The sequence below is a fragment of the Bradyrhizobium sp. Leo114 genome (assembly GCF_055229415.2).
Window position 1 is genome coordinate 79,996 of record NZ_JBUYEN020000003.1, and the last position, 25,944, is coordinate 105,939.

The following is a 25,944-nucleotide window of genomic DNA, read 5'->3' on the forward strand; positions in this document are numbered from 1 at the left end:
AAATTCACCGCTCGCGCGACGACCACAGCGCGGCGCCAAGCAGGACAAACGCGGCCGCGGTCCATAGCGACTGCCAGTTTTGAATGCCTTCATTCAGCAGGATGAAGACCGCGGCCGCCGCGAACAGCCCCGCGAATACCGACTCAGACCTTGCGCTGACCTCTGGCTTTCGACGGTTCAGCAGCGCCACCACCAGGATCGGCACCGCCGCCATGGTCAAGCTGGCAAATGGGAAGTCGCGCGACCGCGGGTCGAACATGAAGCCCAGTGCGCTTTCCGCTGCGACCATGGCAGTGAGGAGGAGCACAGCGCCGTGAAGCAGTGCCGGCAGGGATCGTGTTCGCATCTCGCGCGGTCCGATCAATTCCGCAAACGCCGGGAGTGCGCGGCCCGACATCAAGGCGTTCATGCACAGGAGCGGCAGAGCCGTTGCCGCGATCAAGAACGAGCCTTGCCGCATCAACCCGGCAAGGCCGTAGCTTTCGTGGAGCGCATTCTCGACGCTGATACCGAGCAGGATTCCGCCGACGGTGGCGGATGCCGACACCGCAAGCCACCGCGACAATGCCGTTGGCGCAGCCGAGCGCAGGCGCGCCAACAACGCCGTGACGAACATGGCGATGCTGAAAGCTAGGCCAGCGCCGAGCTGCAGCTTCCAGAACGGATAGTTGCTGACGGCAGCTCCGGGTGAATATTTCAGCCGGCGGCTTTCTCCATCGAGCCAGCCCCAATGAGCGCCCACCGTCCCTTCCCACTGGCGCTTCCATGGCTCGTCATACGCTTCGAACAAATTGATACGAACGTTCTCCCGACTGGCCTTGTCGAGCAGCTCGAAGGTGAAGCGCGCCTGATTGATGCGCGATGGCAGCGCACCGTCGCGCATGCGTCCTCGGCTCGGCCAGCCGGCCTCGCCGATGAAGATCTCCTTTCCGGGAAATGCCAGCGCGACCTTGTTGCGTGCGTCGAGCACATGCTGGGGCGCTTCCTCGGCGCGAGGCGGAACGTCTTCCCAATAGGGCAGGACGTGGATCGTCACGAAATCGACGTCATGGCCGAGCTCCGGGTAGCGCAGCCAGAAGTCCCAGGTGTCGGCGTAGCTCACGGGAACGCTGACGCGGCCTTTGGTGGAGCGGATGGCCTCGCGAAGGCCCGCCTCGGGCAGTTCACCACGGAGCAGCACCTCGTTGCCGACGATGACGGCGGTCACCACATCGGTGAACTGGTTGGCCAGCGACACCGCGGATTCGATGAGGCTGGCATTCTTCAGACGATCGCGTCCTATCCAGACGCCGAGGATCACCTTCAGCCCGACCTTTGACGCGAGCTCGGGCACCTTGTCCAGGCCGTTCTCCACCGAGTAGATGCGGATGCAGGTGCTGATCTTGGCAAGATCGGCGATATCTTCCGCGATCTGGTCCGGGCTGATGACGGCGGAGGAATTCCACGGCGTCTGGTGGCCGCGAAATGGCGCATAGGAAACACAATCCAGCTTTTTCGCGAGATCGACGGGCGCATGTCCCAATGGGACCGGCGTTGCCAGCCAGCACCAAACCGCGACAATGATGCACATGGACAGTAGGAACAGCCATAGCGGCGCGGCAACCCTAAGCGGCGATCTTATGGCGGCGCCACCGGGCAACCGGCTCGCACGATTGGGGCTTGATCCGGCGGGAACATCGAGCTGCATCAGTTAAGCGCTCCGGGCTGCGTCCGAACCGACGATCGCAGGGGAGCGCGAGGAACCATCCAGTTCGCTGAAGAAAGCGATTGAAGACATCGTTTCAAATGCTTTAGCCTGGCCCGGTCAAGCCAAAGCTAAATCCCCAAATTCGCCGCACGCAACTACGGCAGACCCCATCCGTAGATTTACGGAAGAAGTATAGCAGTGTCTTTCATGTGCCTACAAACGCAGGAATGGCAATGGGCAGGCTACGCGCGTTCTTGAAGGCCCTGGCGATTGCGCGGGGAAGCTATTGATGCGGCGACGCGAGTTCATTGCAGGCGCGGCGGCGCTGGCGGCCTGTATGCAACTTTCGAGGCGGACTGGTCTACTGACGCCGGCCTATGGCGAGGTACTGCCCCCCGGCAATCCGCTGCCTACCGGCTTCTACAATTTTACCGGCTCCAACCTCCCCAATTGGCAGAAAGCATCGGTGGCGCAGCAGCGCGGAGACGCCAATGCGATCATCGGCTGTCTCGGCGATTCAACGGTCGCCGGCCAGGGTGCCGCCAGCAACGAACTCGCGTCCAACGCCAAGAGCAAGTCGTGGCCAACGCAATTGGCAAGACTGACTCCGAACGGAAGCTGGTCAAGCGTATGGGGTGACAACAACGTCAGCGCCGCCGCCGGCGACCTTCATGCCTTCGATGCGCGGCTTCATCGCGCCGGTTGGCCGATCAGCAATATGAGGGCTCAAGTCGCTGGCGCTTGCAATGACGAGCGGAGAGTTCTGATTTGAATGTCAAACAGCAATTCCGTAGGATGGGCAGAGCGCAGCGAAACCCATCAGCTTCGGCGACGGCGGCACGAATGATGGGTTTCGCTGCGCTCTACCCATCCTACGTTTGATTTCAAACAGCAGTGAGGATGCGAGTCCGCATTCTCGCGGCGTTTTGCGCCCGAGCTTTGCGTCTCGTTTCACCCTCCTCGATATCAGAGGGCGCAGGGAAAGCCGGGTGCCGGCTGCACCCGTGGGTCCCGTGCAACAAAAAGCACGGGGGTAGGACCACAGGTCAACCGAAGCATTCCGGCTTTCCCTGCGCGATGGTGTTACGGTTTCCTTCGTGCTCTCCTCGGTGACCGGGCTTTCTTGCCACCGTCGTCCGCGGCAGCTCTTGCTGCTCGCGCACTTAGCGCCAGCGTCGGGGCGCCAGGACCACACGACTTGAAGTCTAGTGGCTTTTTCGGCCTGTTGAAAACGGCGGAAGCGCCGGAAAATAAAGGCATTTTCTGATCTCTGCTGGGGCCGACGAAAGGGCCGCCGAAACCGGCTGGGCCCCGATAGGCCCTAGTTTCACACCCTGTGCGCTGGCGCGCTTCGTCCTGAAAGCCTAAGGACGCACCGTGCGCGCGTCCTTGCTACGAATGTCTATGGGATTACGAAACGTCGGCCGCTTACGGTCTTGGCTGTCTGAAAACGCCAAGGCGCTTGATGGCGATAGAAGAAACTCGCAAGCAGCGGGAATAAAAATGGATGCCAGACGGTAATAAGGACTGTCTGGCATTCAGGGGCTGATCTCAGGCCCTTAAGTTCCACTTCAGTTCACTCCGCAATCGTTGCTCAACGCAAACAAAGGAGTGTCCAAATGTCTCGTCTTTCAGTTTTCGCCGCGGCAACTTTTTTGTCGGTGTTAGCGACAGCCCCGATGGCCTTCGCCACGGAGCATCACCACGTCCGCACAGCGCCGCAGCACATCAGCCTTCCAGCGCGGGCCTACGCAGGGCCTCAGCCATTGATGCACTACCATGACATTCCAAGCTACAACGACCCGTCGAAGAATGGATGCTGCGGCTGACCTTGAATTGTCAAGGAACCCAAATCGGGTGTCTCAATAGTGTCCCTTCGCAGGGTTCCCTTCGCGAGGGACACGCAGGGACGCGCTCGCGTTCACGGGCTGGGGCATGACGCTGATGCGCGACGGGGCAGACGCGCGCCACAGAGCGCCCCTGAAGGTTCGCGCGCACGTCCCAGACGAAGCTCGCGATCGGCAGTGGCGCAGAGCACGCCGGTGCGTGAACTAGACTGTTGGTGGAATTGGTCTGGCTCCTGAACGCAACTCCGATGCCTTACGCTCAGCAGGCTCAATCACATGCTCGCCGAGTGCAGCGATGAGTTCATCCGGTGCCTCATACCGATAGAGCGGCAACACCCAAGGATAACGCGCATAGTGCTCAAACATCCCATACTCACGGCTCTCTCTCAGTAGGAGAGGTTGTACCGGAACGGAGGGCAAATCTGGCACGATGACATTGAGTTCTTGTGGGATGGACCTAGCATCAGTGATATCCGCCACAACGAAGCGCGCCATGCGTGCCAGGAGGGAAATAGTTTCCGTGACATCCCGATTGGCTGGCTTATCGAAATCAAAAAGGATCGGAAGATAGCCGCGCAGTCGCAACTCCTCGCGGATTGCGTCGAGAACTAATTTACGCTCAGCGGTGAAGCGACCGAGGATCAGCACCGCCTTGGAGGTAATAGTGTCAATCACGTCGCGAATTTTCACGTTGTGAAGCATGAGGTAGATAAACTGCGCGACCTCGATATTGTCGACGGTGATTTCGGGTTCGTCCTGATGTGTGATTACCAAGTTCTGCTGCTTAGTACCCTCCAATTCGAGGTTCCATGCGGATATGCCGTAGATGTGGCATTCTCTGAGATCGGCGCCCCTAAGGATCGTTTCCACGAGGATGGCATGCTTGAGATACGCCCCGCGGAGATTTGCATTGGTGAGGATCGCCCCCCTGAGGTTCGCCCCGCCGAAGATTGCCTTGCGGAGATTTGCATTGGTGAAGTCCGCCCCGGTGAGGTCTGTCATGCTGAAGTCCGCCCCGTTGAGGATCGCCCCGTTGAGGTTCGTCCGCCGGAGCATCGCCCCACTGAGGTTCGCCTGGATGAGCTTCGCCTCAATGAGCTTCGCCCCCGCAAGGTTCGCCTGAAATAGGGTCGCCCCGTTGAGGATCGCCCCGTTGAGGTTCGCCTCGCGGAGGATCGCCCCGTTGAGCTTCGCCCCGCTAAGGTCCGCCCCGCTGAGGTTCGCCTCGATGAGGTTCACCTCCTCGAGCCTCGCGCCGCTGAGGTTCGTCTCCAAGAGGTTCGCCTCCAAGAGGATCGCCCGGTCGAGGTGCGCCCCGCTGAGGTTCGCCCCGCTGAGCTTCGCTCGGACGAGGTACGCCCCGCCGAGGCCGGCCCCCTTGAGGTTCGCGCGGCTGAGGTTCGCTCCCATGAAGTTCACGTCGTGGAGGTGCAACTCGCTGAGATCCGCCTCGCTGAGGTCCGCGCCCCTAAGGTCGGGACGAGTGTCTTGGTTCGCGAGATACCACTCGTTCCACGCGTCACCCCCCTGCTTGAGTATCGCGACGTGCTCGTCGTTCGCCATCACAGCACCCCTGTCCGTTTCGGATAGTCGGTCCGATTAAGGTGCTGTGCAACCCTCCGCGTGATGCGGCGATGACGCGAGGCGCGCCAAGGGAACTGACCCTTTCGCCGTTGGGGTCCTCCCCAGCCGGGGCCCATGGGGGATACGCGCAACGGCGGCCCCCTTTCAAGATATTTGCCCGAGCGATTTCCCGAATTGCATTGCGGATCGGTACAAAAATCGGAGGGGCCGCGGTGAGTGCGATGGCGGCGCGCCTTGGGCGCGCGATCGCGACCCGTGAGGTTTAGAAGCGGCTTCTAAACCTGATGTTGGGGTTGGTGTTCGGCAGCTCACCGCCTCATCTGCCCCCTGTCTGACACCAAAATATCGGTGCATCTAGGGCGCGAGGGCCTACGGTCACACAATTTACTGTGCTAGGGAGCCACGGGCTGCAGGTTTAGCGGGGAATTGGGGGACTAATTCACATGGCGAAGGCGCTTTACGTCGCCTACTTCACGGGCGTCGCAGGTCAAAGCATTGGCCTTTTCTATATCGGCGACGGAATGCTCGTCGGTGTCGATGTCGCCACGATGCAATACGACGGCTCCTATCAAAACAAGCCAGACGGCAGTCTCGAAGGGGTCGTCGAATATGTGCTTCCTGCCGGAGCCTCGCTTATCACTGGAGCGTCAACTAGCGGTGCTCCGACTAGGGTCTCGGTGAAGCTCACGCTTCCAGCCGATTTTGCTGATGGCCGCGTCATAACAATCGAGACGCCACTTGGACCTGTGAATGCGAAGTTTGAGAAGGTCAAGGATTTGCCGTCATGAATTGCCCTGACGGCTTCTGGTGCATGCAATTCAAGGATTGGCTCAACGTCGCAATCCTTATCATTACAGCCATTGCGATTGTCGTCGGCCCGATCGTGGCCGTCCAGATTACGCTTCGCTTTGAGGAGAAGCGGGAGAAGCGCCGCAGGAAATACGATACGTTCCACGCGCTCATGAGGACGCGGCGGGTAACGCTTTCGGCTGATCACGTCACCGCGCTCAATGTGATCCAGACTGAATTTCACGACGATGATACGGTGATCACCGCTTACAAGAAGTACATCGATAACCTAGGGATCCCGCCATTGCCGCCGGGATCATCAAACGAAGCTATTCGCCATTTCGTTGACGAGCGCGACGACGCCTTCAATGAGATGATGTTTGCGCTTGGGAAGCATCTGGGCTTCGCGCTCGATAAGCGTGAGCTTGCGAAATACTCTTACGCTCCGCAGGCTTGGGTCAACATCGAAGCCGAACAGAATGCTATGCGACAATTCGCATTGGAGCTACTGCAGGGCAAGCGACCAATGCCAATCACCCAATTCCAGCCCAGGCCCCCGGCAAATAAATTCCCGCCACCGCCTTCGACGCACCGCTGAGAACAGCCATGGACAATCTTTGACGATGGCCGTCGTCTCCTAAGCGAAAGGTCCACATGGTTGACATCGTATACATTCTGACAAACGAAGCCATGCCAGGTTTGATCAAGATTGGCTGTACTAACGGCGAATTGGCCGCACGAATTAAGCAATTGTATGCGACTGGCGTGCCGCTGCCATTTGAACTGTTTTACGCTTGCGAAGTGACCGATTGCGTTTCTGTTGAGAGCAAGCTCCATGATGCCTTTGGGGATCACCGTATAAGTAAGGGCCGGGAGTTCTTTCGACTGGCTCCTGAACGCGCAAAGGCCGCCCTCTCGCTGGCCGAAATCCGCGAGGTGAGGCTTGGGGACGAGATATTTGAAACCAATGAAATCAAGGCCGAAGTGGAAGCAGCCAAGCGCCGAAGCCGCTTCCGCCTCTCAATGATAGGAGTTGCGCCGGGTACCGAACTTCAACTTGCTAAGGATCCGAAGATTATTTGCACGACCATCGATGACGGCAACAAGGTGGACTATCTGGGCGATGTCACCTCGCTGTCGGACGCGGCACTTCAGGCACACAATGCGCTCGGCGACGATTGGCCTGCTGTTTCCGGTCCATGGGCGTGGATGTACCAAGGCAAGCGTCTGGATGACCTGAGACGGGAAATCGAAGATAAGGGTGACTGAATTATGTAGCCAGCCCGTATCGGGTGCGGCGAAGACCTCTCACACGGTCACAAGAGCACAGGCAAATTGACAATTCGAAAAACTAGAGAAGTAGGCCTCTCACCCACAGAACTAAGGCGGCTGAGCGTTGAGCGTCGTCGAATTCGTCTCTTGTATTCGCTTGGCGACCTGCAACTCGCCTTGAGCGCGTGTGAGTTTCTTTACGAGTGTGATCCAGACGATCGATATTCACGAATTGAGCTGCGGCGCTTTCGCTGTTTCGAAACCACGTTGATCACTGCGTACGGTAGGCCGTTCTCGCAGTCTGATGGCGGCGTTCCCCCTCTGACATTGAAAATGGCGAGGGCGAAGTTAAGCGAGCAAGAGACGGCGTTGCATCGGCGGCTCATGCGGATGCGCAACAAGATCATTGCTCATTCGGATCGCGAACTGATGCGAATGACGACAAAGACAATCAAGATACCTCACGACGAAAACGATGAGGATGGAAAGGGGTTCGTGCTGATCCATTCGGTTTTCGATGAGGGGATTACCTTGTTGGGCGATCTTCTGATCGATACCAACGAGCTTCTTCGTAAGCTCTACTCCGCCATTTATAAGACGCTGTCCGACGAAGCACAAAAAGAGCCGGGCTCATTCAACATGAGACTGGATCACAACCTCCACCAGAATACGTAATCGTCGCCGACATGTTGCAATCTCTATAGCATCACCACCAACCAAGCCGCGATCATCAACCTGTTTCGGGTGATCAATCGCTACGTCGGCAACCTCGCTCCGATGCCGGGCGTGTTTCCCGACTATCCTGCACCGGTGATCCGCAACACCGATACCGGCACCGAGATGACCCTGATGCGGTGGGGCATGCCGCCGCCACCGCGCACCGGCGGCCCGCCGGTCACCAACATCCGCAACACGTCCTCGCCGCACTGGCGAGGCTGGCTGAAGCCAGAAAGCCGGTGCTTGGTCCCCGGCTAATAGCTTCGCTGAGTACGCGCCAGAGTCGACCCCAGAGACGAAGAAAAAGGACGTCGTTTGGTTCGGGCTCAACGATGACCGGCCGCTGTTCGCCTTCGCTGGCATCTGGGCCACGTTCAACGGCGACCGCGGCACATCAGAGCGCCCTAGACCTCGTCCGCGCGGGTCCTGCACGGCCACAAAGCCGTCGAAATCCCCAATTTTCGCCTCTGTTCACCTTGACCGAGTTCGATGGGAGGTTGAAAGGTCTCGACATTACTCGGCTGAGGAGTTGCAGGAATGTCGATCGAAATAGAATTTCTGCCCTGCGGTGACGACCACGGTGACGCCATTTGCGTTCGGTTCGGCAATGTCCAGCAGGGCTACCAGATACACGTTATTGATGGCGGCTATGCCGACACGGCCGACACAATCATCAATCACATCGAGCAGAACTATGGGCGCGGCGTCACGATCGGCAACGTTGTGTTGACGCATGCCGACGACGATCACGCGACCGGCCTCGCCAAGGTGATCGAGCACTTCCCAGTCGGGCAAATTTGGATGAATAGGCCATGGCTCTTTGTCCGCGAGACCATCCAGCACTTCCACAAGAACTTCGGCGAGGAAGGTCTCTACAAGAAAATGCGCGACCTTCACCCATACCTAATCGACATCGAGAACGTCGCCGCCAAAAAGAACCCGCGCCCGCAAATAAACAACGTGTTTCAGGGGGCGAAGATCGGCCCGTTCATCGTACTCGCGCCGTCCCGCGAGCGCTACGTGCAGATGATCCCCTTCATTGAGAAAACTCCGAAGGCATACACGCCGCCGCCAACGCAAAACTCCTTTCTTGGCGGGCTCTTGACCGAGGCGAAGAAAGCCGTGCAGGAATACATCGATGAGCGATGGAACATCGAGACGCTCTCGAATGATCCACAACCGCCCACGTCGTATTCCAATGAGTCCTCAGTCATTCAGTACGGCACCATCGAAGGCAAGAACATCTTGCTGACTGGCGACGCAGGGCCGATCGCCCTCATCGAGGCCGTGAACTATGCGGCGCGCCTAGGCCTGCAACACCCAGATTTCGTTCAGGTGCCACATCACGGTAGTCGGCACAACGTCACGCCCGACGTGCTCAATGCATGGCTCGGTCCCATCCAAGGTGAGAATGGTCCGAGGCGCGGTACGTCTATGGCTTCGGTCGGCAGGAAGAAGCTCGACTATCCGCGAGGTCAAGTGATCAATGCCTTTAAGCGGCGCGGCTATCCGATGTTCACCATGCGGAACAACGCTCTCCGCATGCCGTATAACTGTCCACATCGCCCCGGCTGGTCTTCAGTTGAGGCCGAGCCTTTCCGCACGAAGGTGGAGAAATGAAGATCAACGTGACAATGCCGGACACGTACGCGCTGCGCGCGCGCCTGATCCCGGCGATCGTTGCGGGCGCACCCGCATTCGCGCTCGCCGCGATCCTAATCTCGTGGACCTCATTCAATTTCACCCAACTCGTCGCGACGGTCGGCCTCACAGCACTGTTCTCAGTATTCAACAACATTGCCCGTCAACGTGGCAAGGCGATCGAGCCGGGCATCTACGAGAGGATGGGCGGCATGCCCAGCATCGTGACGCTCCGGTACGGCGACGCCACATTCGACGCTATCACCAAAGCGAAGATGCACGCTTTCCTCGCACAGAAGCTCAACGAGGCTGCGCCCACACCAGAGCAGGAGAAAACGGACCCCACTGCGGCAGACGGCTTCTACAAGCGCGGGGGCGACTGGTTGCGCGAGAATACACGGGACACCAAGAAGTTTCCGCTCGTCCTTAGCGAGAACATCAACTACGGCTTCCATCGCAATCTTCTTGGTCTGCGGGTGCCCGCCCTGTACCTGAATGCTCTCATCGTGATCTTCTGTGGCGCTATGCTCTGGCTGCGCTTTCCGATCGCTCTGACGCGTCGGTTCGATCAGGCACTCATCACTGTAATCGGGGTCGCTGTCCTGCATGCCCTTTATCTCGCTTTCTTTGTAAATGAGCGGGGAGTATTCCAAGCGGCGCGTCTTTATGCACGACAACTGCTTCTCTCTATTGAGACGCTCAATAAAGCCGCGACGGGGTCGGCGACCCCGACGCGCCCAAAAACGGCGAAAAGAAAGACATGACCTCGCACTATTCGCCCCAATGACTATATTGGCCGCATGCGCCGCACCTTCGACTTCTGCCTGCCCACCAAGTTCACCATCGTCCCATACGACGGCTACCGCCTCCGCTTGGAGCGCGACGGCGATCGCGTGCGCCTGATCACCCGAGGCGGCTGTAACTGGGCGGACCGATACCCGTGGATTGTCGAGGCAGCTCGCAAGAACCGCGTGAAACAGTTCGTCGTCGATGGCGAGGCCGTGGTGCTCGGCGTCGATGGCATCTCTGATTTCAACGGGCTGCATTCCGGCAAGCAGAATGCCGAAGTCCAGCTCTGCGCCTTCGATCTGCTGGCTGTCGATGGGGACGATCTGCGCGGCCTGCCGCTGTCGATGCGCAAGACGAATCTCTACCGGCTGTTGCGCGGGCGACCGGACGGCATCTTCATCAACCCGTTCGAGCAAGGCGAGATCGGGCCAGAGCTATCCTGAGCCGCGTGCCGCATGGGTCTGGAGGGGTTGTTGGTGTCGAAGCGCCGGGACCGGCCCTATCAGGCTCGGCGGTCGAGGGACTGGGTCAAGGTGAAGAATACGACACATCCCGCCACGGAACGGAGTTTGTAAAATGACATTACGCGTCACATTTGACACCAATGCTTTCGACAAGGTCGTTCGCCCGACCGTCTACCCCAAAGACCCTCGCAGCTCGGAATATGTGGCCATCCATGAGGCCTTGAGGCGGGCGAAGTGCTCGGTTTCATCAGCGAAACCATCATCATACTCGAAGGGATCGGGAAAGACGATCGTGCGTCGGTCTTTGGCACAACTAACCTTCGAAGCCAGACCGAGCAAGTTTCAGATGATACGTTTGAACTCACCCTGACCCCTGAGCAGCCCGCACGTAAGCCAATCCATGTCAAGCAAGCCGAGCGGTTCGCTGAGGCTTTTAAGTTCGGCTTTCGCTTGCTCGCCGCTCCCCGGATCGGAATGCCCAGAGTTGAGGGTGATTTCTACGCATCTGAAGCTGATGAGGTTCTCACCGCGAGGTACGATAACTTCGTCACCCTTGCGCGGGCGATTGAGGCCCGGGGAGTTGGACATCCGAGGGTATTGGCAATTGCAAGGCGCTGGGCTGCTAGGGCGCCGAACGAACCTTGGTATAGAGTGCTGGGCAAAGCAAAGGATATTTACGAAGAACGGGAAGTTGCTCGCGCCGTCGCGGAGTGGTCCGATGCAGACAGCATCGCCGCCCATTATGGGTATGCCAACGACTTGTTTTGTACGCAGGACGTGGCGGCTGGTGAAGCAAGTCGCGGCGACGCCGCGATCTTGGACGCTGATAACCGGCAATGGCTCGCGTCAGACTACGGGATCAAGTTCGGATCATTAAGCGATCTCGCGGCGATTGTCGCGAGGAAATGAATTTTGTGAGATTTCCTAGTGAGCCTTCAGCGGCTCGCGCGTCAATACGACAGCAGGGCAGCGGCACAGTTCGCCCGCGCGGCTCAGCGCCATGTGCCACAACCCCACCCGCTCGCGAAAAATCGCCGCGCGCATCACCCGCAGCGAGAGGATTGTCGATATAGCGCTGCAGCCGCTTCCCAAGCGCGGATGCGAACGCAGTCGCGTCGGCGTAACGAGCATCGCAGTAGCCGATCTCGATGAGATGAATGAAGATGTCGTTACCGACGAGTTGCACGTCGTCGAGCTGCACGATCAGCGCCGCCAGATGCTCCAGCAGCGCGTCAGGAACGCGCTTGGCCGTCCGAAGGCGAGCAAGCCGCGCAACGCCGGGCGCATCGGCAAGCCGGTCGGCGAAGTGACTGAGTATCTGTTCGAACTCGTTGGGATCGTCAGGCAACACGACACTGTTCGGTGAGGTTATCGGCGCGGGCTTTGATCTCGCGCCAGAGACGCCTCCGCTCATGCTCGGCGGCCAAGGAAAGGCGCGCGACGCAAGCCGAAATGATTTCATCGACCTGATCGCCGGACAACGTGCCGCTCCCCCGGGTGGCATAACACGGCCGGTTTGGGTCAAACTGAGACTTACCTCACAAACCGGAACATAATGTCCGCTCCGACCCGAGACCGGCCGCGGACGGTGAGGTATATCATCCCCTGTTGATGTCTATGGTCATTTCACATTTGAACGCTTTGGCGTTCTCAAGCCGCCGCTCCCAGTCACGGCGGCGCTCCCGTTCGGCTGCGAGTACAACGCGAGAGTGGGTGGTCGCGATCACCTTATCGATCTCCTCGCCGGTCAACGTGCGCCGAATGCGCAGCACAAGCGCCAAGCTCATGATGATCGGCGCATGCGGGTAGATCAAATCGTGTGCCTGCTGCTCAGCAAAAGCCAGAAAACGCTCGACTGCTTCCGCTGACCGGCAGCACAATGACGCCAGCCCAACCGCTTGTTCAACATCGCTGACGGAAGGCACAGGTTCCCCCGGCAGAAGCATGCGCTCGGCGACCGCAGCCGCGGCAAGTTCGATGCACCGATCAAGTGCGTGCAGATACACATCGGCCGCATCAGCGCGAGGTTCGCCGTCTTGCGGCATCAAAGTGCGCAGCTTGTCGCAAAGCTCGGGCACGTCGTCGGCGCTGTCATCCCGCCCGAAGGCAACGCTGTGGCTCGGACCCCAGACGAGGCCACCATATTTGCCGTTCCGGTCGGGATCAATGGTCGCGCCGCCAAGCGGCTGCCCGAGCAGTCGGGCGGCAATCGCGTGACCGCTTTCGTGAATGCTGATCCTCAGATCGTCATCCTCCGTGCGGCCGAGCTTGGCGAGATGCTCAAGATACGGGTCATGTTCGTCGTCAAATTCCGCGACTTGATCGGTCATCAACAAACCCCTGTAGCTGCCCGCCGCGTGACGCGAACGAGGCGCGGCGGCGACGGACTGCGTGACCGGCGCGTTGCCCGCGCCGGGAAACTATTAGTCATGGCGGAGCCTCAACATGCGCTCGACCATCCGTTGGCGCACGCACATGCGCGCCTTGATCTCGGCAACAGAGCTATCGCCGAGCGGCGGCATGGCCCGCGCGATCATCTCGGCAACGGCCGCCGGGATGCGATCTGCGACGCCGATCCAGCCGTCGATGCGCGTCATGATCTTGTGAGGCTCCCAGCCCGGAGGTGCAGCTTTCATGATCACGACCGTGGCACTGCGATCTCGAGCGTGAACGCCTCCGCGCTGCGATCGATGGTTCGGAAATCCGCCGAAGCAATCGGATCGTTGTCGGCTCCGATGTCCTGCACCTTGGCCGGTTCGAGAGCGTTCAGATCGACAACATCAGGCGCCTTGAAGTTGAAGTCGGCGCCGCGCGCGCCGCGAAGCTGGGCACGGCGTGGATCAGCGGTTGTCGTAGCAGCGCCAGAGCGCAAGGCGCGCTGTGCAGTAGCCACCGGCATCGATGCATCGGTGTACTGCCCAACGAGCTGCGTCCTGCCGTCATGGTCGCGGTACTTCGCCGACCGCATCATGAAAACGGTCATCGTCGGCGGTGGCTCGATAGGCGGGAGGGGTTCGGGCGGCAGCTTCGGCGACCGGATCGGCGCGGAGCCATCCTTGACAGCTTGCGCCAAACGGCGAAGCTCGGGCAGCACGAATGCGAGCGCGATCTCGGCTTCACCTGCCACGCTGGACAGATACTTGCCGAGCTGCCCGACCTCGAAACTCAGATGATCGATCGCGGTGAGGGCATCGGACACTTTGCGCATTGCTCCCAGCATCGGGTCGCAGCGACGCTCGATGTCGGCGGCTGCGGCAGCGATCTCTTCCGAGGCCTTCGCGCGCGCGATGCTCTCGCGCTCAGCAATGAGCTGATTTTCCGCTTCCGTTTTCTGCTGCGCCAGAATGGCGAGCGCATCCTCAATACCCGCCAGGGCCGACATTGCCGAGTCAACCTCGCCCTGCAACCTGTCGATCGAACGCTGATCATTCAGATCACCAGACAAGAGCGCGTCTTGCCGGGCCTTGGTTGCTTTGTCCAAGGTATTCTGCGCCTTGAGGCGCTTGATGGCGAGCTGTTCGCCGCGCTTTTCCAGCGCGGCGACGTTGCTTTCATAATTTTGCATTGTGCTTTTACGGAATGATGGGAGTTTCATTCAGTGATTGTACGACGACGCTACCTGGATGCGTAGGCGTCAGCCTGGCGCGGCGCGTCCATCGTGCGTGGAATTTTGGCGCGGCGGGTTCAAAGCCGCATATTTTTCCGCGCGCGAAATCGCGGCGTTGCGACCATGACGACCGTCGCGCCGCTCGATGTCGTCAAGGAGCAATTGCTTTGAGATCAACCAGACCGACTGCGCGAACCAAACCCCGATTGGATTGCCTGCAGCCTCTGCTTCGGCTGCGCGGCGGCGGATCGTTTGCGGGGAGCAATCTGCGATATAAGCCGCCTCGTCGGTCCCGATCGCGTCTCCTGCAGCGTAGGCATGAACCCAGTGGCAGGTCGGCGGCGTCCAGTCCAGCTCGGCGAGCATTTGCAGGTGAAGGGCGATCAGGCGGTCACGATCGAGCATCAGTGGAGCCTCCTCACTGGCCTCAGCGCCTCTGCCACCGCCTCATTGAGGGCGCGAGCGATCGCTGTGCGCGCCTCAGCGGCGGTCATCAGCTCAACCTTGCCGTCCTCACGGATGCGAAAACCGTAGTACTCGTCATCATCAGACAGCATCAGGCGCGCCGTCTTCGTCGTCGTCATTGTCGTCACCATTCTCTTTGGGTCTGTCGATCGTGCTGTTCCGGCTCTCAAGCCCCGCAGCGGCGGCGTCGGCCGCAGCCGTCGCCGGATCGGATAACTCTTCCAATTTGTCGCGGACCATCTGATCGAGGATTTCGTAGACTTCCTGCTGCGGGCGCATAGCCGCCGCGAATGCAGCCTCCGCGGGCAGATTGAGCAACCTGTTGCGAAATGCCAGGAGCGCCCGTTCCAGGAAACGCCGCACCGGATCGAGCCGTATCCGCTGACCGGCCTCGATCTCCGCCTGCATTTCCTCGCGCTTCCGTTTTGCGCGGGTCAGAAGCACGCGCTCCTTCGTCAGAGCGTCGGCGCCCGAGCCGCCCGCGCGGCTGCGCAGATGCGCGAACACCTTCAACCGGCATTCATCTTGATCATATTTGCCGTTCGACGCGCGCTTGATGATCTTTCGCGCGACATAGTCGTTAACCGTCTCGCGTGTGCAGCCCAAATGCACGGCGAGCGCGGTTCCGCTAACATATTCACTCATGTAGCCTCCTGTCGATCAAAGCTCCTCGATTATACTCAATATTAGCACAACCCATGCGCGAGCGCGCGACCCGCCCTGGACCTGCTCCCAGGAAGGACCCTGCGGATCATCCCGAATGCTTAGGCCGCCGATCATGGTGCGATCACCCATCGTCCAGCTTGGCAGGCAGGCCATCTCCATGGTGAGGGGCTCGGCTCGTGAGCGACCTCGGCAACGCGCGCCGAGCGACACCGCCCAAGGCGCGGCCTGAGGGAGGGGCTGGATCCGAGCGACCTCTCCTCCGAAATGAGCGACCTCATGATTTCAAGTAACCCTTGCGAGAGATGGATTAGAGCGACCTGAGCGACCTAAGCGACCTCTCCAGAGAGTTCTGGGCAATCGCACCACTACACGCTGCCAGCGGTACCGTGCACCGGGCAGGCAGGCTGGGGCGGTGCCTCCCAGAGGAAATAGGAAGTAGCCGCTCAGGGCGCTCAGGTCGCTCACCTTGGTGCATTGTTATCAACTCTCTGTGCCACGTTTGCGGGAGTAGCCCTTCTGCCGCCCGATGCTGGGGATCGACACGTAGCCGTTCTTGGGCCGGTCCCAGCCGAGTTTTTTCATCACGGTAGACAGGCGCATCGTGTGCTGCGTGGTCTGGTTCCCCGGCTGGATGCCCAGGACATACTCCAGCACGTGCGACCCGATCACTTTCTCTTCGTGTTCGTCGTAATAGATGATTGTTCGCGTGCCTTCGTGCCGCGAGCCATCCTTCCAATGGCCGTAGGTCGTGAGCTGCGGCATGTTATGAAGGATGTCCTCCCAAGGGTCCGTGACGCGCCGGGCTTCCTGCTCGAGGGCGGCTTCACCCCACAGCTTCTCATCGAGCACAAGGCTTTCGCCCTGGCTCTGGTAGTGAGCAGCCTCGCCCCACAACTGCTGCCGATCACGTTTCAGCTTAGCGATGTCAATCGATTTCAGAACCCGCAGCGGCCAGAACCGCCGATTGCCGGTTTGCGACTGCAAGTAACGGTCGCTGTTAGTGGTGCCGACCTCGATTGAATGCCGCTTCTGCTTCGTCGGGAAGCGGTCGTATGCGCGCCGCGCAATGTCAACCATCCGGCTCGCATATGCCTTGATCGTCTCGACTTCGGTCTTCTTCATCCCGGCAAGATCAGCGTTCTCATGTATCCAGATTTCGGCAAGCTGTTCCTGCACCTCCCGGCTAGCCTTGCCGATCACGCTTTCGTCGGAGAAGTTCTCGTCGCCAGCGAGCACGCGCAAGGCGGTGGACTTATTGAAGCCCTCTGCGCTTTCCAGCACCGGGATGGTGTCGAACTTGATGCCGGGAGCGCGCGCTCTCGCGACGGCTGCGATCATCATCTTGCGGATGAAGGCGGCATTGAGCGGGGTGTCTTCGCAGTTGAGATAATCAGCCGCCATGTGGTCCAAACGCTTGACACCATCCCAGCCCGCTTCGGCGGTCGCAAGCATATCGACCACGGGGTCGAAGCAATGCTCCAGCGCCAGCGAGATCACCGCGTCCCGCGTGTGCTTGTCGGTTAGATCGAACCCGAAGGTGTCGGACATGAGTTGCCGCAGGGCGATGATGCCGTTATCTGTCACCTCGCCCACAATGTGTTCGACCGCGTGCCGCACGCTGTCGCCCTGGAAGCCGAACAGCAACTTGTTATGGAACGTATCGTAGCTGCACTCGATGCCGAGTGCGGTGATTGACAGGCGCGCGTTGTGCATGCTCGGCACCGGAGAACCGTCCTTGCGTTGTTCCCGCCAGTTCGGCGCGCCGGGTCTGCGCGCCATGCTGGACGATGGCTCCGCGTATGACCGCAAGATCGCGCGCTCGATAGCGCGCCGCTTGTCCGCCTGATTGGCGATGTGCTGATTGCATTCCAGATCGGCCAGTAAGGCCGCTGCGATTTGCTCGTTGCTATAGCGGCCGTCGGATTTGAAGATCGCCGCGAGCGCGAACGTCACCTCGCTCCAGCTCCGGTACGGCTTGTTCGGTACACCGGCCTGTTGCAGATCGAAATTGAGGTCCTTGAGATTGCCAGAATGTCTGACGATCAACCTGGCCCTCACACTGAAATCGGAAGGCAGATTATCGGCGCTCTTCAGCCAGCCGATGTGCTGCTGCACAGCGGTCCAATCGATGCTGGCGTTGGCTGAGCTAGCGCCACTGTCCGGGTTGCCAGTACCCGCGCAGCCAGTGGTGCCGCCGGAGCTGTCGGCCCGCGTGTCACCTGATGAGGGCGTCGGGAACTCGTCCAGCCTGCACGCCGCAAGTTCGTTATAGGCGAGCAGGCTCGACTGACACGCCTTGCGGCCCTTCTTGACCTTCGCCTTGGTCGGCAGGTTGACGGTACCGGGCAGGCGCAGGATGCGGTCGATGTTCTGCGTCCCGGCAACGCTGCCCAGCTTCTCCATCGCCGCCTTAGCACGGGCTTCGACATCATCAACGATGGCTTGCGCTTCCGGCGAGAGAGCCGGTTTGGTCTTGCCATCCGTATCGGTGACCATGACCGCATCGGGCAGCGGCATCGGCTCGCTAAGACGCCACAGCGCCTGCACGCCGTTGCCGCTATCGACCACAAACATGGGCGAGGGCTCGAAAGATGTCAGTGCCGCGAGAAAGCGGGCTTTCGCGTCCTCGGGCGCCTCACCCTCATCCGGGTCGAGATCGCCGGGCAGAAATTCAATCGCGCTGACTTCGGTCTTCGATGCCTTCTTGTCTTTGACCCGGACCGGATTGGGTGCGTAGTAGAGATTGTGGTTGCCGTCGTAGCGATTGATGAACCCGCGCGCCTGATCGGGAGTAGTCGCGGTGACGGTCTTGATGTCGTTATTGACGTTCGGATTGATCGCGGACAACTGCCACGGCCCGTCAGGCCGCAGCAGCATCAGGAAGTCGATGGCCTGTTCCAGCGAGGGCGCATCCGCGCCATGACCCTGCGCGGCATCCGCTTGCATCGCCTCAGTGGCGCTGCTATCAGTGTCAAGCATTTGATAAATTCCTTGAGAGGGGCGAGCCGTGGCGGGCGAGCCCCTTTTCCGTTGGGACTACGCGGCGCGACCCATCGTGCGGGCGGCAGCGGCTTCAGCATTCGAGCCGATGCGGCCCGCCCGGCGAGCAATAGCGCCGGCGACGTGTGCATCGATCTCTCCAGAGAGCCAACCGACGCGGCCCGGGCTGATCTGCACCCGGCGCGGAAATTTGCCCGCCGCCTCCAGTCGATCGATCTGACGGCGGCCGAGCCGGATGCCGTGAGCTGCGAGTTCAGGGAAGGTAAGAATTTTCGACATGGTGTCATCCTTTGACCGGGGATGACGCGACCATGCCGGGCAAAGCGCGACGCCTCGAATGTACGTTTGGTCCCGGCTTGAGCGCCGAAAGCTCAGGAAGTCCGCTTGCCCCAGGGTTTTCTAAGCTGTTCAAGCTCCTTGGCGGAGAACCCCATTTCCGTTTCTTTTTTTCGCAAGCGAGCGAGCGTGAGGACCTGTCTCCCGAGGTGTCCGTCGATGTCCGCGGCCAGCGCGATCAGGCCCGCATCCTTGAAGCCGCCCTTTGGGTTCAGGGTTTCGTTGTCAATCAGCGGCTGATACGTAAGCCCTTTTTTTCCAGAAAGCGCCTGATATGCGTCGCGCACGCGCAACACAAAGGTATAGGTCAGCTTGTCGATCTCGCGCTTGCTTGTGAACACGTCTTTGGCAAGGGCGGCCTCGATACGTGGAATGCTGTCGTTGGCAGTTGGCATCAACGCGCTGAGCCCGCTGATGTTGACCAGCTTCATATGCCTTGTATCAAGTTGCGCGCGCCGGAAACCAAGTGTGCCCGCGCTGCCCTCGATCTCCGTGTTCTGCTCGATAATCGGCGGTGGCTGTGACTTCGTGGCGCCAGGAGCCTTAGATAGCGATACGACCGCACGCGCCTCACCGGAAACGCCTAACCACGCTGTTTGCCATTCCATTGCAGAGCCGCCACGGGCCGCCTTCAGCAAACGCTGCAGATCGTCCTTCAACCCGCGTGTTGCCGGTACCGGCTCTGCCCGCCGCCTGATTTCGCCCTTGATCTTGAAGCCGTGCTTGTCGGGCCGTCCACGCAAGAGCTGATAGGCGGTATGGATTTTGCGCGCATGCTCCACAACGAGCAGAGTATCGGCAGCCGGATTGATCAGCTTCAGCCGATTGACGAGATAGTCCAGTTCGGGCGGGACAAGCTCGCCCATGATTTTGTTCTCGACCCAAGCGGCAGCAGATCGGCGCTTCATCTGTGAGCTACCCAACACACGTCAGCGGGACACGGCCAGCCATATTCGGACGGCCCGATCGAATTTCACAAGCTGAAACTTGAAAAATTTTTGCGCGCCGGTCGGCGGCGACAATCCCCGAACCATGGGGGCAATGCCACTCTTTTGCCCAGCCGCCGTGCGCCGCTTTTCGCGCTCAAGATGGGACCAAACGTACATTACCGAACCCACGGTCCTTCAGGTTAAGAGCTGTGTTGTTCAAGGTGTTTCGGCGAGTTGCCGGGCATTCCAAATTTGTGGTCAGCGGCGACACACGCCGAGACGCGTGATCGAGACGCATGATTAGGGGAAGCCGAAATGGACGACGGCACAGCAGCGGTTGGCGCGGGCGGCGCGGATAAATTCGCGCCTCGTCGCATGCTGAGCGAAAAGCAGGTCTTGGAGATCATCCCCGTCAGCCGCACCACGCTGTACCGGATGGAGAAGGCGGGCCGGTTTCCGAGGTCGACGTACATTTCCGCGAATAGGCGTGTCTGGTTCGAGGACGAGCTCGTTGCTTGGCAGAACGAAATCAATGGCGGGGGCCGTGGCCGCCGCAACCATCTCCGCCGCTCGAAATCCTGAGGGTGCCGCCGCAGCACGTCGGGGCGCGCTCCGATTGAATTATCGGGACGTCCTGCAAACGAGTAAGGCCGCAGTTGGCGGCTGGTTGCGCAAGGTTGCTGAACATCCATTCAAAAAAGTTCCGACACAGTTCCCGAAACTCCACGGCCAACCGTTCGTTTTTCTTGTCAGTCGTAACTAACGAGAGGAGACGAACCATGAGAAGGCTTTCTTACGTTCTCGCCGCGTTAGCAACCATCGCTGTTGCGGCCCCTACAGTCGCAAGCGCTCAGGGTTTTAGTGTTCGGATCGGCAGCGACCGAGACTACTACCGCGACCGTGATTATTACGGACCCCGTGCTGGGTTCTATGGGCATGACCGTGGCTGGCATCGCGGATGGTATCATCGCTATGACGACCGTGACGTAATCATCAGGCGTCACCATTATTGGGACGACTAACGCAAAATGGCCCTAGCCGGGGGCCATTTTTTTCGTCTGTTGATAGGTGCGATAATGAAACCGAAGCAGTCCGATGTATTTAGGGATAACGCGCAGAACTGCGCCGAGATGGCGGAGCGGGCGAAAGAGAAAGCGGCATATAAGCGCTTTAAACGCATGGAAGAGGCTTGGCTGGCGTTAGCCAAGGAGCAAGAATAGTTGGATGGCGAGATACAACCAAACAGGTCCGTGCTAACCGAAGTCCTTGACGGAAAAACCTGACGGGAGAGTTGTCTCCCTGCCGCGCTAACGCACCAGCGGGCAAATGGCGCGTTTCAGCGTGTTTCAAAAGAAAAGCCCGGCCAGCGATGTACTGACCGGGCGCTGCTAAAATGGGCGGTCAGCCCATTTCTGCTGATCAAGCCGCGAGCCGCGGTTCGTCGTGATCAACGGCCTTCATTGCAGGCTCGCCAATGATGCGCCGCAGCTCGGCCGCGATGCCATCAAGCACCGCGCGCTTCTGCTGCATGCGCTTCGACTGGTTATAGATGCCGGTGACCCGGCTGATCTTCTCGCCGTCATCCTTGGTCACGGCATGATCGAGGCACTTCGCGATAGCTGCGTCCGAATACCCGAGTTCGCCCGCGAGGGTTGCTGCGGTCCGGCGCAGATCATGCGGGGTGAAGCGCTTCAAGCCCAGCAGTTCGCAGAGACCGGGCGTCTTGGTCTTGTGCTTCTCGTGCTTGGTGCCCCGCAGGGCGGTTGCCATCGCGGTGCGGTGGATCGGCTGGCCCTCGTGGACCGGGCTTTCGAACACGAATTGCTGGCCTTCTCCGGCCATCGCCTCCTTGATGATCTCGACCGCAAGGCTCGAAAGCGGCTGCTGGATCGCGCGGCGTTTCTTGACCCGCTTCGCCGGGACATCAAAGCGCGGAAATGCGCCGTCGATGTCAAACAGTTCGTCGAGATGGGCAGGAACCAGTTCGCCCGAGCGCAGCATGGTGACCAGCTCGAACTTGAGCGCCAGCCGCGTCCTGCGATCCCAAGGCAGGTCGTCGCGGTCGAGGCCGTGCCAGAATATCCTGATCTCGTGCTCGTTGAGCACCCGTGTGCGTGCATGCTCCTTGTCGAGCGGCGGCAGGTTGGCGCAAGGGCTCGCGGTCACATATTCGCGGCCCGCCTCAGCGGCCCAATTGAACAGGCCCGAGGCGGCGCGGCGCATGTGGCGAGCATTGGCGACCGACGCCTTGCTGCCAGGATACCGGCCAGCGACGATATCATCCGAGAGTGTGGCGATATCGCGCTTGGTGACCGTGCTCGCGGCCATCTTGCCGAGGCGCGGGCTGATAAACCGCCGCAGATGGCTCTCGACGTTGCTCCATGTTTCGATGCGGGGCCGCATCTCGCCATCGGCCTTGAGGACCGGCGCCTTCATCCATGCGACCCGCTCAGCGATGATCTCATCGACCGTCTTGCCTTGCGCGGCCTTGTCGGCCTGTTTCTGCGAGAGCAGCGCGACAAGCTCGGCCGGGTCCATCGCCTTCATTGCGTAGACCTTGCTGCGGGCGGCATCGACCCCGAAGGTCTCCGGGTTATATTCGCCGATCTTGAGCGAGCACTGCTTGCCGCTCGTCGGATGGGTGAATTTGAAATTGAAGGTCGCCACGCCAGCCGTGGTGATGCTGACGTAGAGGCCGGGGCACTTGCGGTCGTACATCTTGACCCGCTTGGTGACCCGCTTTTCGCACATGCGGTCGGTCAATATGGTGCTGCTGTTGCGCGCGCGCTTGCTGGCAGGTTCGGCGGTTGTGCTAGTATCCATTGCGGTTTCAGGCTCCTGAAGGGTTTGGGACCACGGGCTCGGCCTTGGGCCTCTCAGTCCTTGGAGGGTCGAGAGAGGCTTAGGGCCGGGCCCTAGATTTGGCGAAACGCGCAGAAACGCCCTGCTACAGGGTAGCCAAGAAGTGCTTATTTTAAAGAGTTTTCTTGGTTTCGGCGTGTTTCACCGAATGCCAAAATATAGCCCACACGACTTCGCCGTCCGTGCTGCGCGTGCTCGTCAGTCACACACTTCACGTCCACCGCATCTCACCGCAACGTTCGTGACGATCGCGAGCCGCCCCTCATTGGCCGTGAGACGCGCGGAGTTAAATCACTGATTTGCCCGACGACGGAAGCGGAATGTTTTTCCTGCGAGGGGTGGACAGGGCAAATCACGTTGATTGGCCTAAGGAAAATCGCGCGAATGATACGACACCGTCATGCCCGGGCAAAAGCGCGAGGCGTGTCTTCGCGCAGATGTCCCGGGCATCCACGTCTTTCCACGCGCCCGAGAGAACGTGGATGGCCGGGTCAACCCCGGCCATGACGGAGGAGAGGATTGCGCGATGTGTCCCCAGTCATTCCGGGGCGATGCGACAGCATCGAGCTATGATGTGCAATTGCACATCATAGAATCCATTTCACCACAGGCGCTTGCGGCCAAATGGATTCCGGGCCCGCGCGCTTCGTACGCATCCCGGAATGACGGCGGAGTTTGCTTACTCGGTCGAAAATCACCCACAGCGGCCACTTGCGATTTAAAGACCAATTGGTCTATATGTTGGCAATGAGCCACCAGACCCCAGCACAGTTGCCCCGTGGCCGCCCCCGAAGTTTCGACATGGAAGCTGCTGTCGAACGCGCGATGGGTGTGTTCTGGTCGCGCGGCTATCACGCCACGGCGCTCCCTGACCTTCTTCGTGCGACAAAGCTCTCGCGTGGCAGCCTTTACGCGGCTTTCGGTGACAAGCACTCGCTCTTCTTGCGGGCGCTTGATCGCTACATTGCCGATGCTCTGACAAGGATGGATATCGAACTCGACCCCCGCAGAGAGCCGGTCGACGGCCTGCGGGCCTACCTTGCCGGCTACGTTGACCGCACCAGCGGTGCCAATGGTCGGCGCGGATGCCTGCTGGTGGCCGCAGCCATGGAGCTGGCTGGCCAGGATGCTGAAGTTGGTCGTCGCATCGCGAGCTTTTTCAAAGCCATGGAGGCCAGGGTGGCGGATGCGCTTTCTCGCGGGAAGGCGGCGGGCAAGTTGGCCGATGGTGTTGAGCCTTCAAGTGCCGCCCGAATTCTCGTCTGTTTCGTTGAGGGGCTGCGAGTGGTCGGCAAAACGGCACCGACTCGGATCACATCGCAAGCCACCGTTGACGCTCTTCTCGACCGCTTCATCAAGTAAACAACCCTTCGTCAGGTAATCGCCCCTTCGACGCCTCCGCTATTGGCGCAGCGATATCTAGACTGATCGGTCTTGAAAGGAAGATGCCCATGTCTGCCATCCAGATCGTCTGCGCGGTGGTCGTTCCGTTGCTCTGGGGTTATCAGTTCGTGGCCATCAAGGTGGGCGTTACGGAGTTTCCGCCTCTCTTCTTCCTCGCACTGCGCTTCCTGGCCATCGCGCTGCTGCTGGTTCCGTTCGTCAAGAGGCCCACGCGGCAACAGCTCGGCCCGATCGCAGCTATTTCGATTTTCTTTGGTGGACTGAACTTCGGACTCTTCTATGTTGGCCTTGGGCTCGGCTCGGGAAGCATGTCGGCCGTCGCATATCAGCTCGCCACGCCCTTTACTGTGCTGTTAGCCTGGCCGTTACTGGCGGAGAGGCCGTCTCTCACCACGTCCGCCGGAGTGGTGCTTGCATTCGTCGGCGTGGTCGTGTTGGCAGCGGAGCCTGGCCTGTCGGCAAATGCGCGTCCGCTGCTGCTTGTGGTCGGATCAGCCTTCGCATTCGCGGTGTCCAACGTCTTGACGAAACGCTACGGCCCTTTTGATCCCCTGGCGTTGATGGGGTGGTCGTCCCTGCTCACGGTGCCGCAGGTCATGTTGCTGTCGCTGCTCCTTGAGTATGGACAACTGGCGAGCCTTGTCACAGCGGATCACCGTGGTTGGCTGGCACTCGCCTACACAATTTTCATCGGAGGAATTGTTGGGTTTGGCCTTTGGTTCTGGCTGATCGCCCGCTGCTCCATGGGCCGCGTCGCACCCTTCGGTCTGCTGCTTCCGGTGTTCGCCTTGATTTCGAGCGTGTTATTCCTTGGCGACCGCATGACTCCAAAGTTGATTGTCGGTGGGCTGCTCGCGATCTCCGGCGTCGCTATCACACAATTAAGACCGAGCGCTCGACCGATTTGAACCCGGAAGTCGCGTCGTGGCGACTTCCGGGTTTGTGAAGGGTTTCGGATGCCGGTCGCATGATTGACGGCGCGGCATATTCGGCGGCCGGCGTCCGAAACCCTTCAAAGGCGACCTTAAACTCGCAACCAGCGAGAGGCTGATCGCGGCTTGGCAGAGTCCTTGGTGGGACTTAGCACAAGCGGCACGCCCCCCAGGATGCGCAGCAACCCGCGCAACCACCAACCCCCCAGCCACCATACCCCCAGCCACCGAACCCGATGTCGTCATCGAACCCGATGTCGTCATAGAACCCGACGCTGAACCCGCAGCCGCCGCAACCGCAACCACGGAAGCCAAGGCAACCACGGAAGCCACCGCAACCTCGGACGCCAACAAACCTGGCACCACCGCAACCTCGGACGCCAACAAATCCGCCACCACCGCAACCTCGGACGCCAACAAACCCGCCACCACCGCAACCTCGGCCGCCAGCAAATCCACCACCACCGCAACCTCCGCCGCCGACAAATCCGGCACCACCGCAACCTCGGCCGCCGCCAAACCCGCCACCACCGCAACCTCGGCCGCCGCCGCAACCGCCGCCACCATGGCCGCACCCGCAACCGCCGCAGCCGCCGCCGCGCGCCAGCTGCACGCCGCGACCAAAGTTTTCTCTATCGAAGAGATGGAACGTGGCCAGACTGACGTCGGCCATTTCCTCCTCGCCGAGAAAGAAGCGCTGATTTGGCGAGGTATTGTAAGGCTGCGGGACACCGGCAGCGGGCATCGTGGATGCGGATGCACTACCCGCCAGCGAAAGACCCAGTCCGACGGCACCTAGCACCTTCACGGTGGCGGCTTTGGTTGCGCGTTTCTGCTTCGAAGCCTGCTTGACCCTTGGCATGGTCGCACCCTCCGTAAGTTCTTGTGAAACGCTCGGGAAGACTGCGCTCGGCGAAACCGGCGCGCAAGGGCTACTTGTGCCATAACATGCG

The 25,944-nt window shown here is 60.1% G+C and carries 27 protein-coding genes and 1 pseudogene; 16 read left to right on the forward strand and 12 right to left on the reverse strand.

Annotated features, from left to right (window positions below):
• Window positions 1-4: 4 nt before the first annotated feature.
• Window positions 5-1,687: a glycoside hydrolase family 17 protein gene (locus tag ACZIRK_RS04645; RefSeq protein ID WP_245475007.1), complete on the reverse strand. Its 1,683-nt coding sequence runs from the start codon at window positions 1,685-1,687 to the stop codon at window positions 5-7.
• Window positions 1,688-1,976: 289 nt separating this feature from the next.
• Here ACZIRK_RS04645 and ACZIRK_RS04650 point away from each other — a divergent pair, with 289 nt between their 5' ends.
• Window positions 1,977-2,459 carry a hypothetical protein gene (locus tag ACZIRK_RS04650; protein ID WP_130229157.1) on the forward strand — a complete coding sequence of 161 codons (483 nt, stop codon included), beginning with the start codon at window positions 1,977-1,979 and terminating at the stop codon, window positions 2,457-2,459.
• A gap of 1,279 nt (window positions 2,460-3,738) precedes the next feature.
• Here the strand turns inward: ACZIRK_RS04650 and ACZIRK_RS04655 are convergent.
• Window positions 3,739-5,097: a pentapeptide repeat-containing protein gene (locus ACZIRK_RS04655; RefSeq protein ID WP_463327000.1), complete on the reverse strand. Its 1,359-nt coding sequence runs from the start codon at window positions 5,095-5,097 to the stop codon at window positions 3,739-3,741.
• A gap of 464 nt (window positions 5,098-5,561) precedes the next feature.
• Here ACZIRK_RS04655 and ACZIRK_RS04660 point away from each other — a divergent pair, with 464 nt between their 5' ends.
• The 10 genes and pseudogenes from ACZIRK_RS04660 (at window position 5,562) to ACZIRK_RS04705 (ending at window position 12,156) form a co-directional block, all read left to right on the forward strand.
• On the forward strand, window positions 5,562-5,906 hold the full coding sequence (locus ACZIRK_RS04660; RefSeq protein WP_463327001.1) for a hypothetical protein: 345 nt from the start codon (window positions 5,562-5,564) through the stop codon (window positions 5,904-5,906).
• Window positions 5,903-6,505: a DUF6680 family protein gene (locus tag ACZIRK_RS04665; protein WP_463327002.1), complete on the forward strand. Its 603-nt coding sequence runs from the start codon at window positions 5,903-5,905 to the stop codon at window positions 6,503-6,505. Before ACZIRK_RS04660 ends, ACZIRK_RS04665 begins: the two co-directional genes overlap by 4 nt.
• 56 nt (window positions 6,506-6,561) lie before the next feature.
• Window positions 6,562-7,176, forward strand: coding sequence for a GIY-YIG nuclease family protein (locus tag ACZIRK_RS04670; protein WP_463327003.1), 615 nt, complete (start codon window positions 6,562-6,564; stop codon window positions 7,174-7,176).
• 150 nt (window positions 7,177-7,326) lie between these two features.
• Window positions 7,327-7,854, forward strand: a complete 528-nt coding sequence (locus tag ACZIRK_RS04675; RefSeq protein ID WP_463327004.1) for a hypothetical protein — start codon at window positions 7,327-7,329, stop codon at window positions 7,852-7,854.
• Between the two features lie 72 nt (window positions 7,855-7,926).
• Window positions 7,927-8,303, forward strand: a pseudogene (locus ACZIRK_RS04680) (SOS response-associated peptidase family protein); the annotation flags it as partial.
• A 130-nt stretch (window positions 8,304-8,433) separates the two neighbouring features.
• Window positions 8,434-9,516 (forward strand): ComEC/Rec2 family competence protein, encoded by a 1,083-nt coding sequence (locus ACZIRK_RS04685; protein ID WP_463327005.1) that lies wholly within the window; start codon window positions 8,434-8,436, stop codon window positions 9,514-9,516.
• Window positions 9,513-10,301 carry a hypothetical protein gene (locus tag ACZIRK_RS04690; RefSeq protein WP_463327006.1) on the forward strand — a complete coding sequence of 263 codons (789 nt, stop codon included), beginning with the start codon at window positions 9,513-9,515 and terminating at the stop codon, window positions 10,299-10,301. Before ACZIRK_RS04685 ends, ACZIRK_RS04690 begins: the two co-directional genes overlap by 4 nt.
• 36 nt (window positions 10,302-10,337) lie before the next feature.
• Window positions 10,338-10,769, forward strand: coding sequence for an ATP-dependent DNA ligase (locus ACZIRK_RS04695; protein WP_463327007.1), 432 nt, complete (start codon window positions 10,338-10,340; stop codon window positions 10,767-10,769).
• A gap of 255 nt (window positions 10,770-11,024) precedes the next feature.
• Entirely contained in the window at window positions 11,025-11,699 is a 675-nt protein-coding gene (locus tag ACZIRK_RS04700; RefSeq protein ID WP_463327008.1) for a hypothetical protein, read from the forward strand.
• Between the two features lie 91 nt (window positions 11,700-11,790).
• The gene (locus ACZIRK_RS04705) at window positions 11,791-12,156 is read left to right on the forward strand and encodes a hypothetical protein (RefSeq protein ID WP_474417449.1); all 366 of its coding nucleotides are present in this window, start codon (window positions 11,791-11,793) and stop codon (window positions 12,154-12,156) included.
• Window positions 12,157-12,388: 232 nt separating this feature from the next.
• On the opposite strand, the gene ACZIRK_RS04710 is transcribed toward ACZIRK_RS04705, so the two are convergent.
• The 3 genes from ACZIRK_RS04710 to ACZIRK_RS04720 form a co-directional block, all read right to left on the reverse strand.
• The gene (locus tag ACZIRK_RS04710) at window positions 12,389-13,120 is read right to left on the reverse strand and encodes a hypothetical protein (protein ID WP_474417450.1); all 732 of its coding nucleotides are present in this window, start codon (window positions 13,118-13,120) and stop codon (window positions 12,389-12,391) included.
• Between the two features lie 93 nt (window positions 13,121-13,213).
• Window positions 13,214-13,387, reverse strand: coding sequence for a hypothetical protein (locus ACZIRK_RS04715; protein WP_463327011.1), 174 nt, complete (start codon window positions 13,385-13,387; stop codon window positions 13,214-13,216).
• Between the two features lie 41 nt (window positions 13,388-13,428).
• The gene (locus ACZIRK_RS04720; RefSeq protein ID WP_463327012.1) at window positions 13,429-13,989 is read right to left on the reverse strand and encodes a hypothetical protein; all 561 of its coding nucleotides are present in this window, start codon (window positions 13,987-13,989) and stop codon (window positions 13,429-13,431) included.
• On the opposite strand from ACZIRK_RS04720, the gene ACZIRK_RS04725 reads away from it, so the two are divergent.
• The gene (locus tag ACZIRK_RS04725) at window positions 13,960-14,373 is read left to right on the forward strand and encodes a hypothetical protein (RefSeq protein WP_463327013.1); all 414 of its coding nucleotides are present in this window, start codon (window positions 13,960-13,962) and stop codon (window positions 14,371-14,373) included. The two genes, ACZIRK_RS04720 and ACZIRK_RS04725, sit on opposite strands and share 30 nt — an antisense overlap.
• 51 nt (window positions 14,374-14,424) lie before the next feature.
• On the opposite strand, the gene ACZIRK_RS04730 is transcribed toward ACZIRK_RS04725, so the two are convergent.
• The 6 genes from ACZIRK_RS04730 to ACZIRK_RS04755 form a co-directional block, all read right to left on the reverse strand.
• Complete coding sequence (locus tag ACZIRK_RS04730) at window positions 14,425-14,763, reverse strand: hypothetical protein (protein ID WP_474417451.1); 339 nt, start codon at window positions 14,761-14,763, stop codon at window positions 14,425-14,427.
• Between the two features lie 38 nt (window positions 14,764-14,801).
• Window positions 14,802-14,981: a hypothetical protein gene (locus tag ACZIRK_RS04735; protein ID WP_463327015.1), complete on the reverse strand. Its 180-nt coding sequence runs from the start codon at window positions 14,979-14,981 to the stop codon at window positions 14,802-14,804.
• Entirely contained in the window at window positions 14,944-15,507 is a 564-nt protein-coding gene (locus ACZIRK_RS04740; protein WP_463327016.1) for a hypothetical protein, read from the reverse strand. The genes ACZIRK_RS04735 and ACZIRK_RS04740 overlap by 38 nt, the downstream gene beginning before the upstream one ends.
• 501 nt (window positions 15,508-16,008) lie before the next feature.
• On the reverse strand, window positions 16,009-18,474 hold the full coding sequence (locus ACZIRK_RS04745) for a virulence-associated E family protein (RefSeq protein ID WP_463327017.1): 2,466 nt from the start codon (window positions 18,472-18,474) through the stop codon (window positions 16,009-16,011).
• Window positions 18,475-18,564: 90 nt separating this feature from the next.
• Window positions 18,565-18,807, reverse strand: coding sequence for a helix-turn-helix transcriptional regulator (locus tag ACZIRK_RS04750; protein ID WP_463327018.1), 243 nt, complete (start codon window positions 18,805-18,807; stop codon window positions 18,565-18,567).
• A 92-nt stretch (window positions 18,808-18,899) separates the two neighbouring features.
• Complete coding sequence (locus ACZIRK_RS04755; protein WP_474417453.1) at window positions 18,900-19,730, reverse strand: hypothetical protein; 831 nt, start codon at window positions 19,728-19,730, stop codon at window positions 18,900-18,902.
• A gap of 378 nt (window positions 19,731-20,108) precedes the next feature.
• On the opposite strand from ACZIRK_RS04755, the gene ACZIRK_RS04760 reads away from it, so the two are divergent.
• Window positions 20,109-20,375 (forward strand): helix-turn-helix transcriptional regulator, encoded by a 267-nt coding sequence (locus tag ACZIRK_RS04760; RefSeq protein WP_463327020.1) that lies wholly within the window; start codon window positions 20,109-20,111, stop codon window positions 20,373-20,375.
• A gap of 494 nt (window positions 20,376-20,869) precedes the next feature.
• Window positions 20,870-21,013, forward strand: a complete 144-nt coding sequence (locus ACZIRK_RS04765) for a hypothetical protein (protein ID WP_463327021.1) — start codon at window positions 20,870-20,872, stop codon at window positions 21,011-21,013.
• 199 nt (window positions 21,014-21,212) lie between these two features.
• Here ACZIRK_RS04765 and ACZIRK_RS04770 read toward each other — a convergent pair whose 3' ends face one another.
• A complete protein-coding gene (locus ACZIRK_RS04770) occupies window positions 21,213-22,616 on the reverse strand; it encodes a tyrosine-type recombinase/integrase (RefSeq protein WP_463327022.1) in 1,404 nt (467 codons plus the stop codon).
• Window positions 22,617-23,402: 786 nt separating this feature from the next.
• On the opposite strand from ACZIRK_RS04770, the gene ACZIRK_RS04775 reads away from it, so the two are divergent.
• Both ACZIRK_RS04775 and ACZIRK_RS04780 read left to right on the forward strand, forming a co-directional pair.
• A complete protein-coding gene (locus tag ACZIRK_RS04775; protein WP_130231770.1) occupies window positions 23,403-24,017 on the forward strand; it encodes a TetR/AcrR family transcriptional regulator in 615 nt (204 codons plus the stop codon).
• Window positions 24,018-24,106: 89 nt separating this feature from the next.
• A complete protein-coding gene (locus tag ACZIRK_RS04780; protein WP_463327023.1) occupies window positions 24,107-24,967 on the forward strand; it encodes a DMT family transporter in 861 nt (286 codons plus the stop codon).
• Window positions 24,968-25,944: the final 977 nt, after the last annotated feature.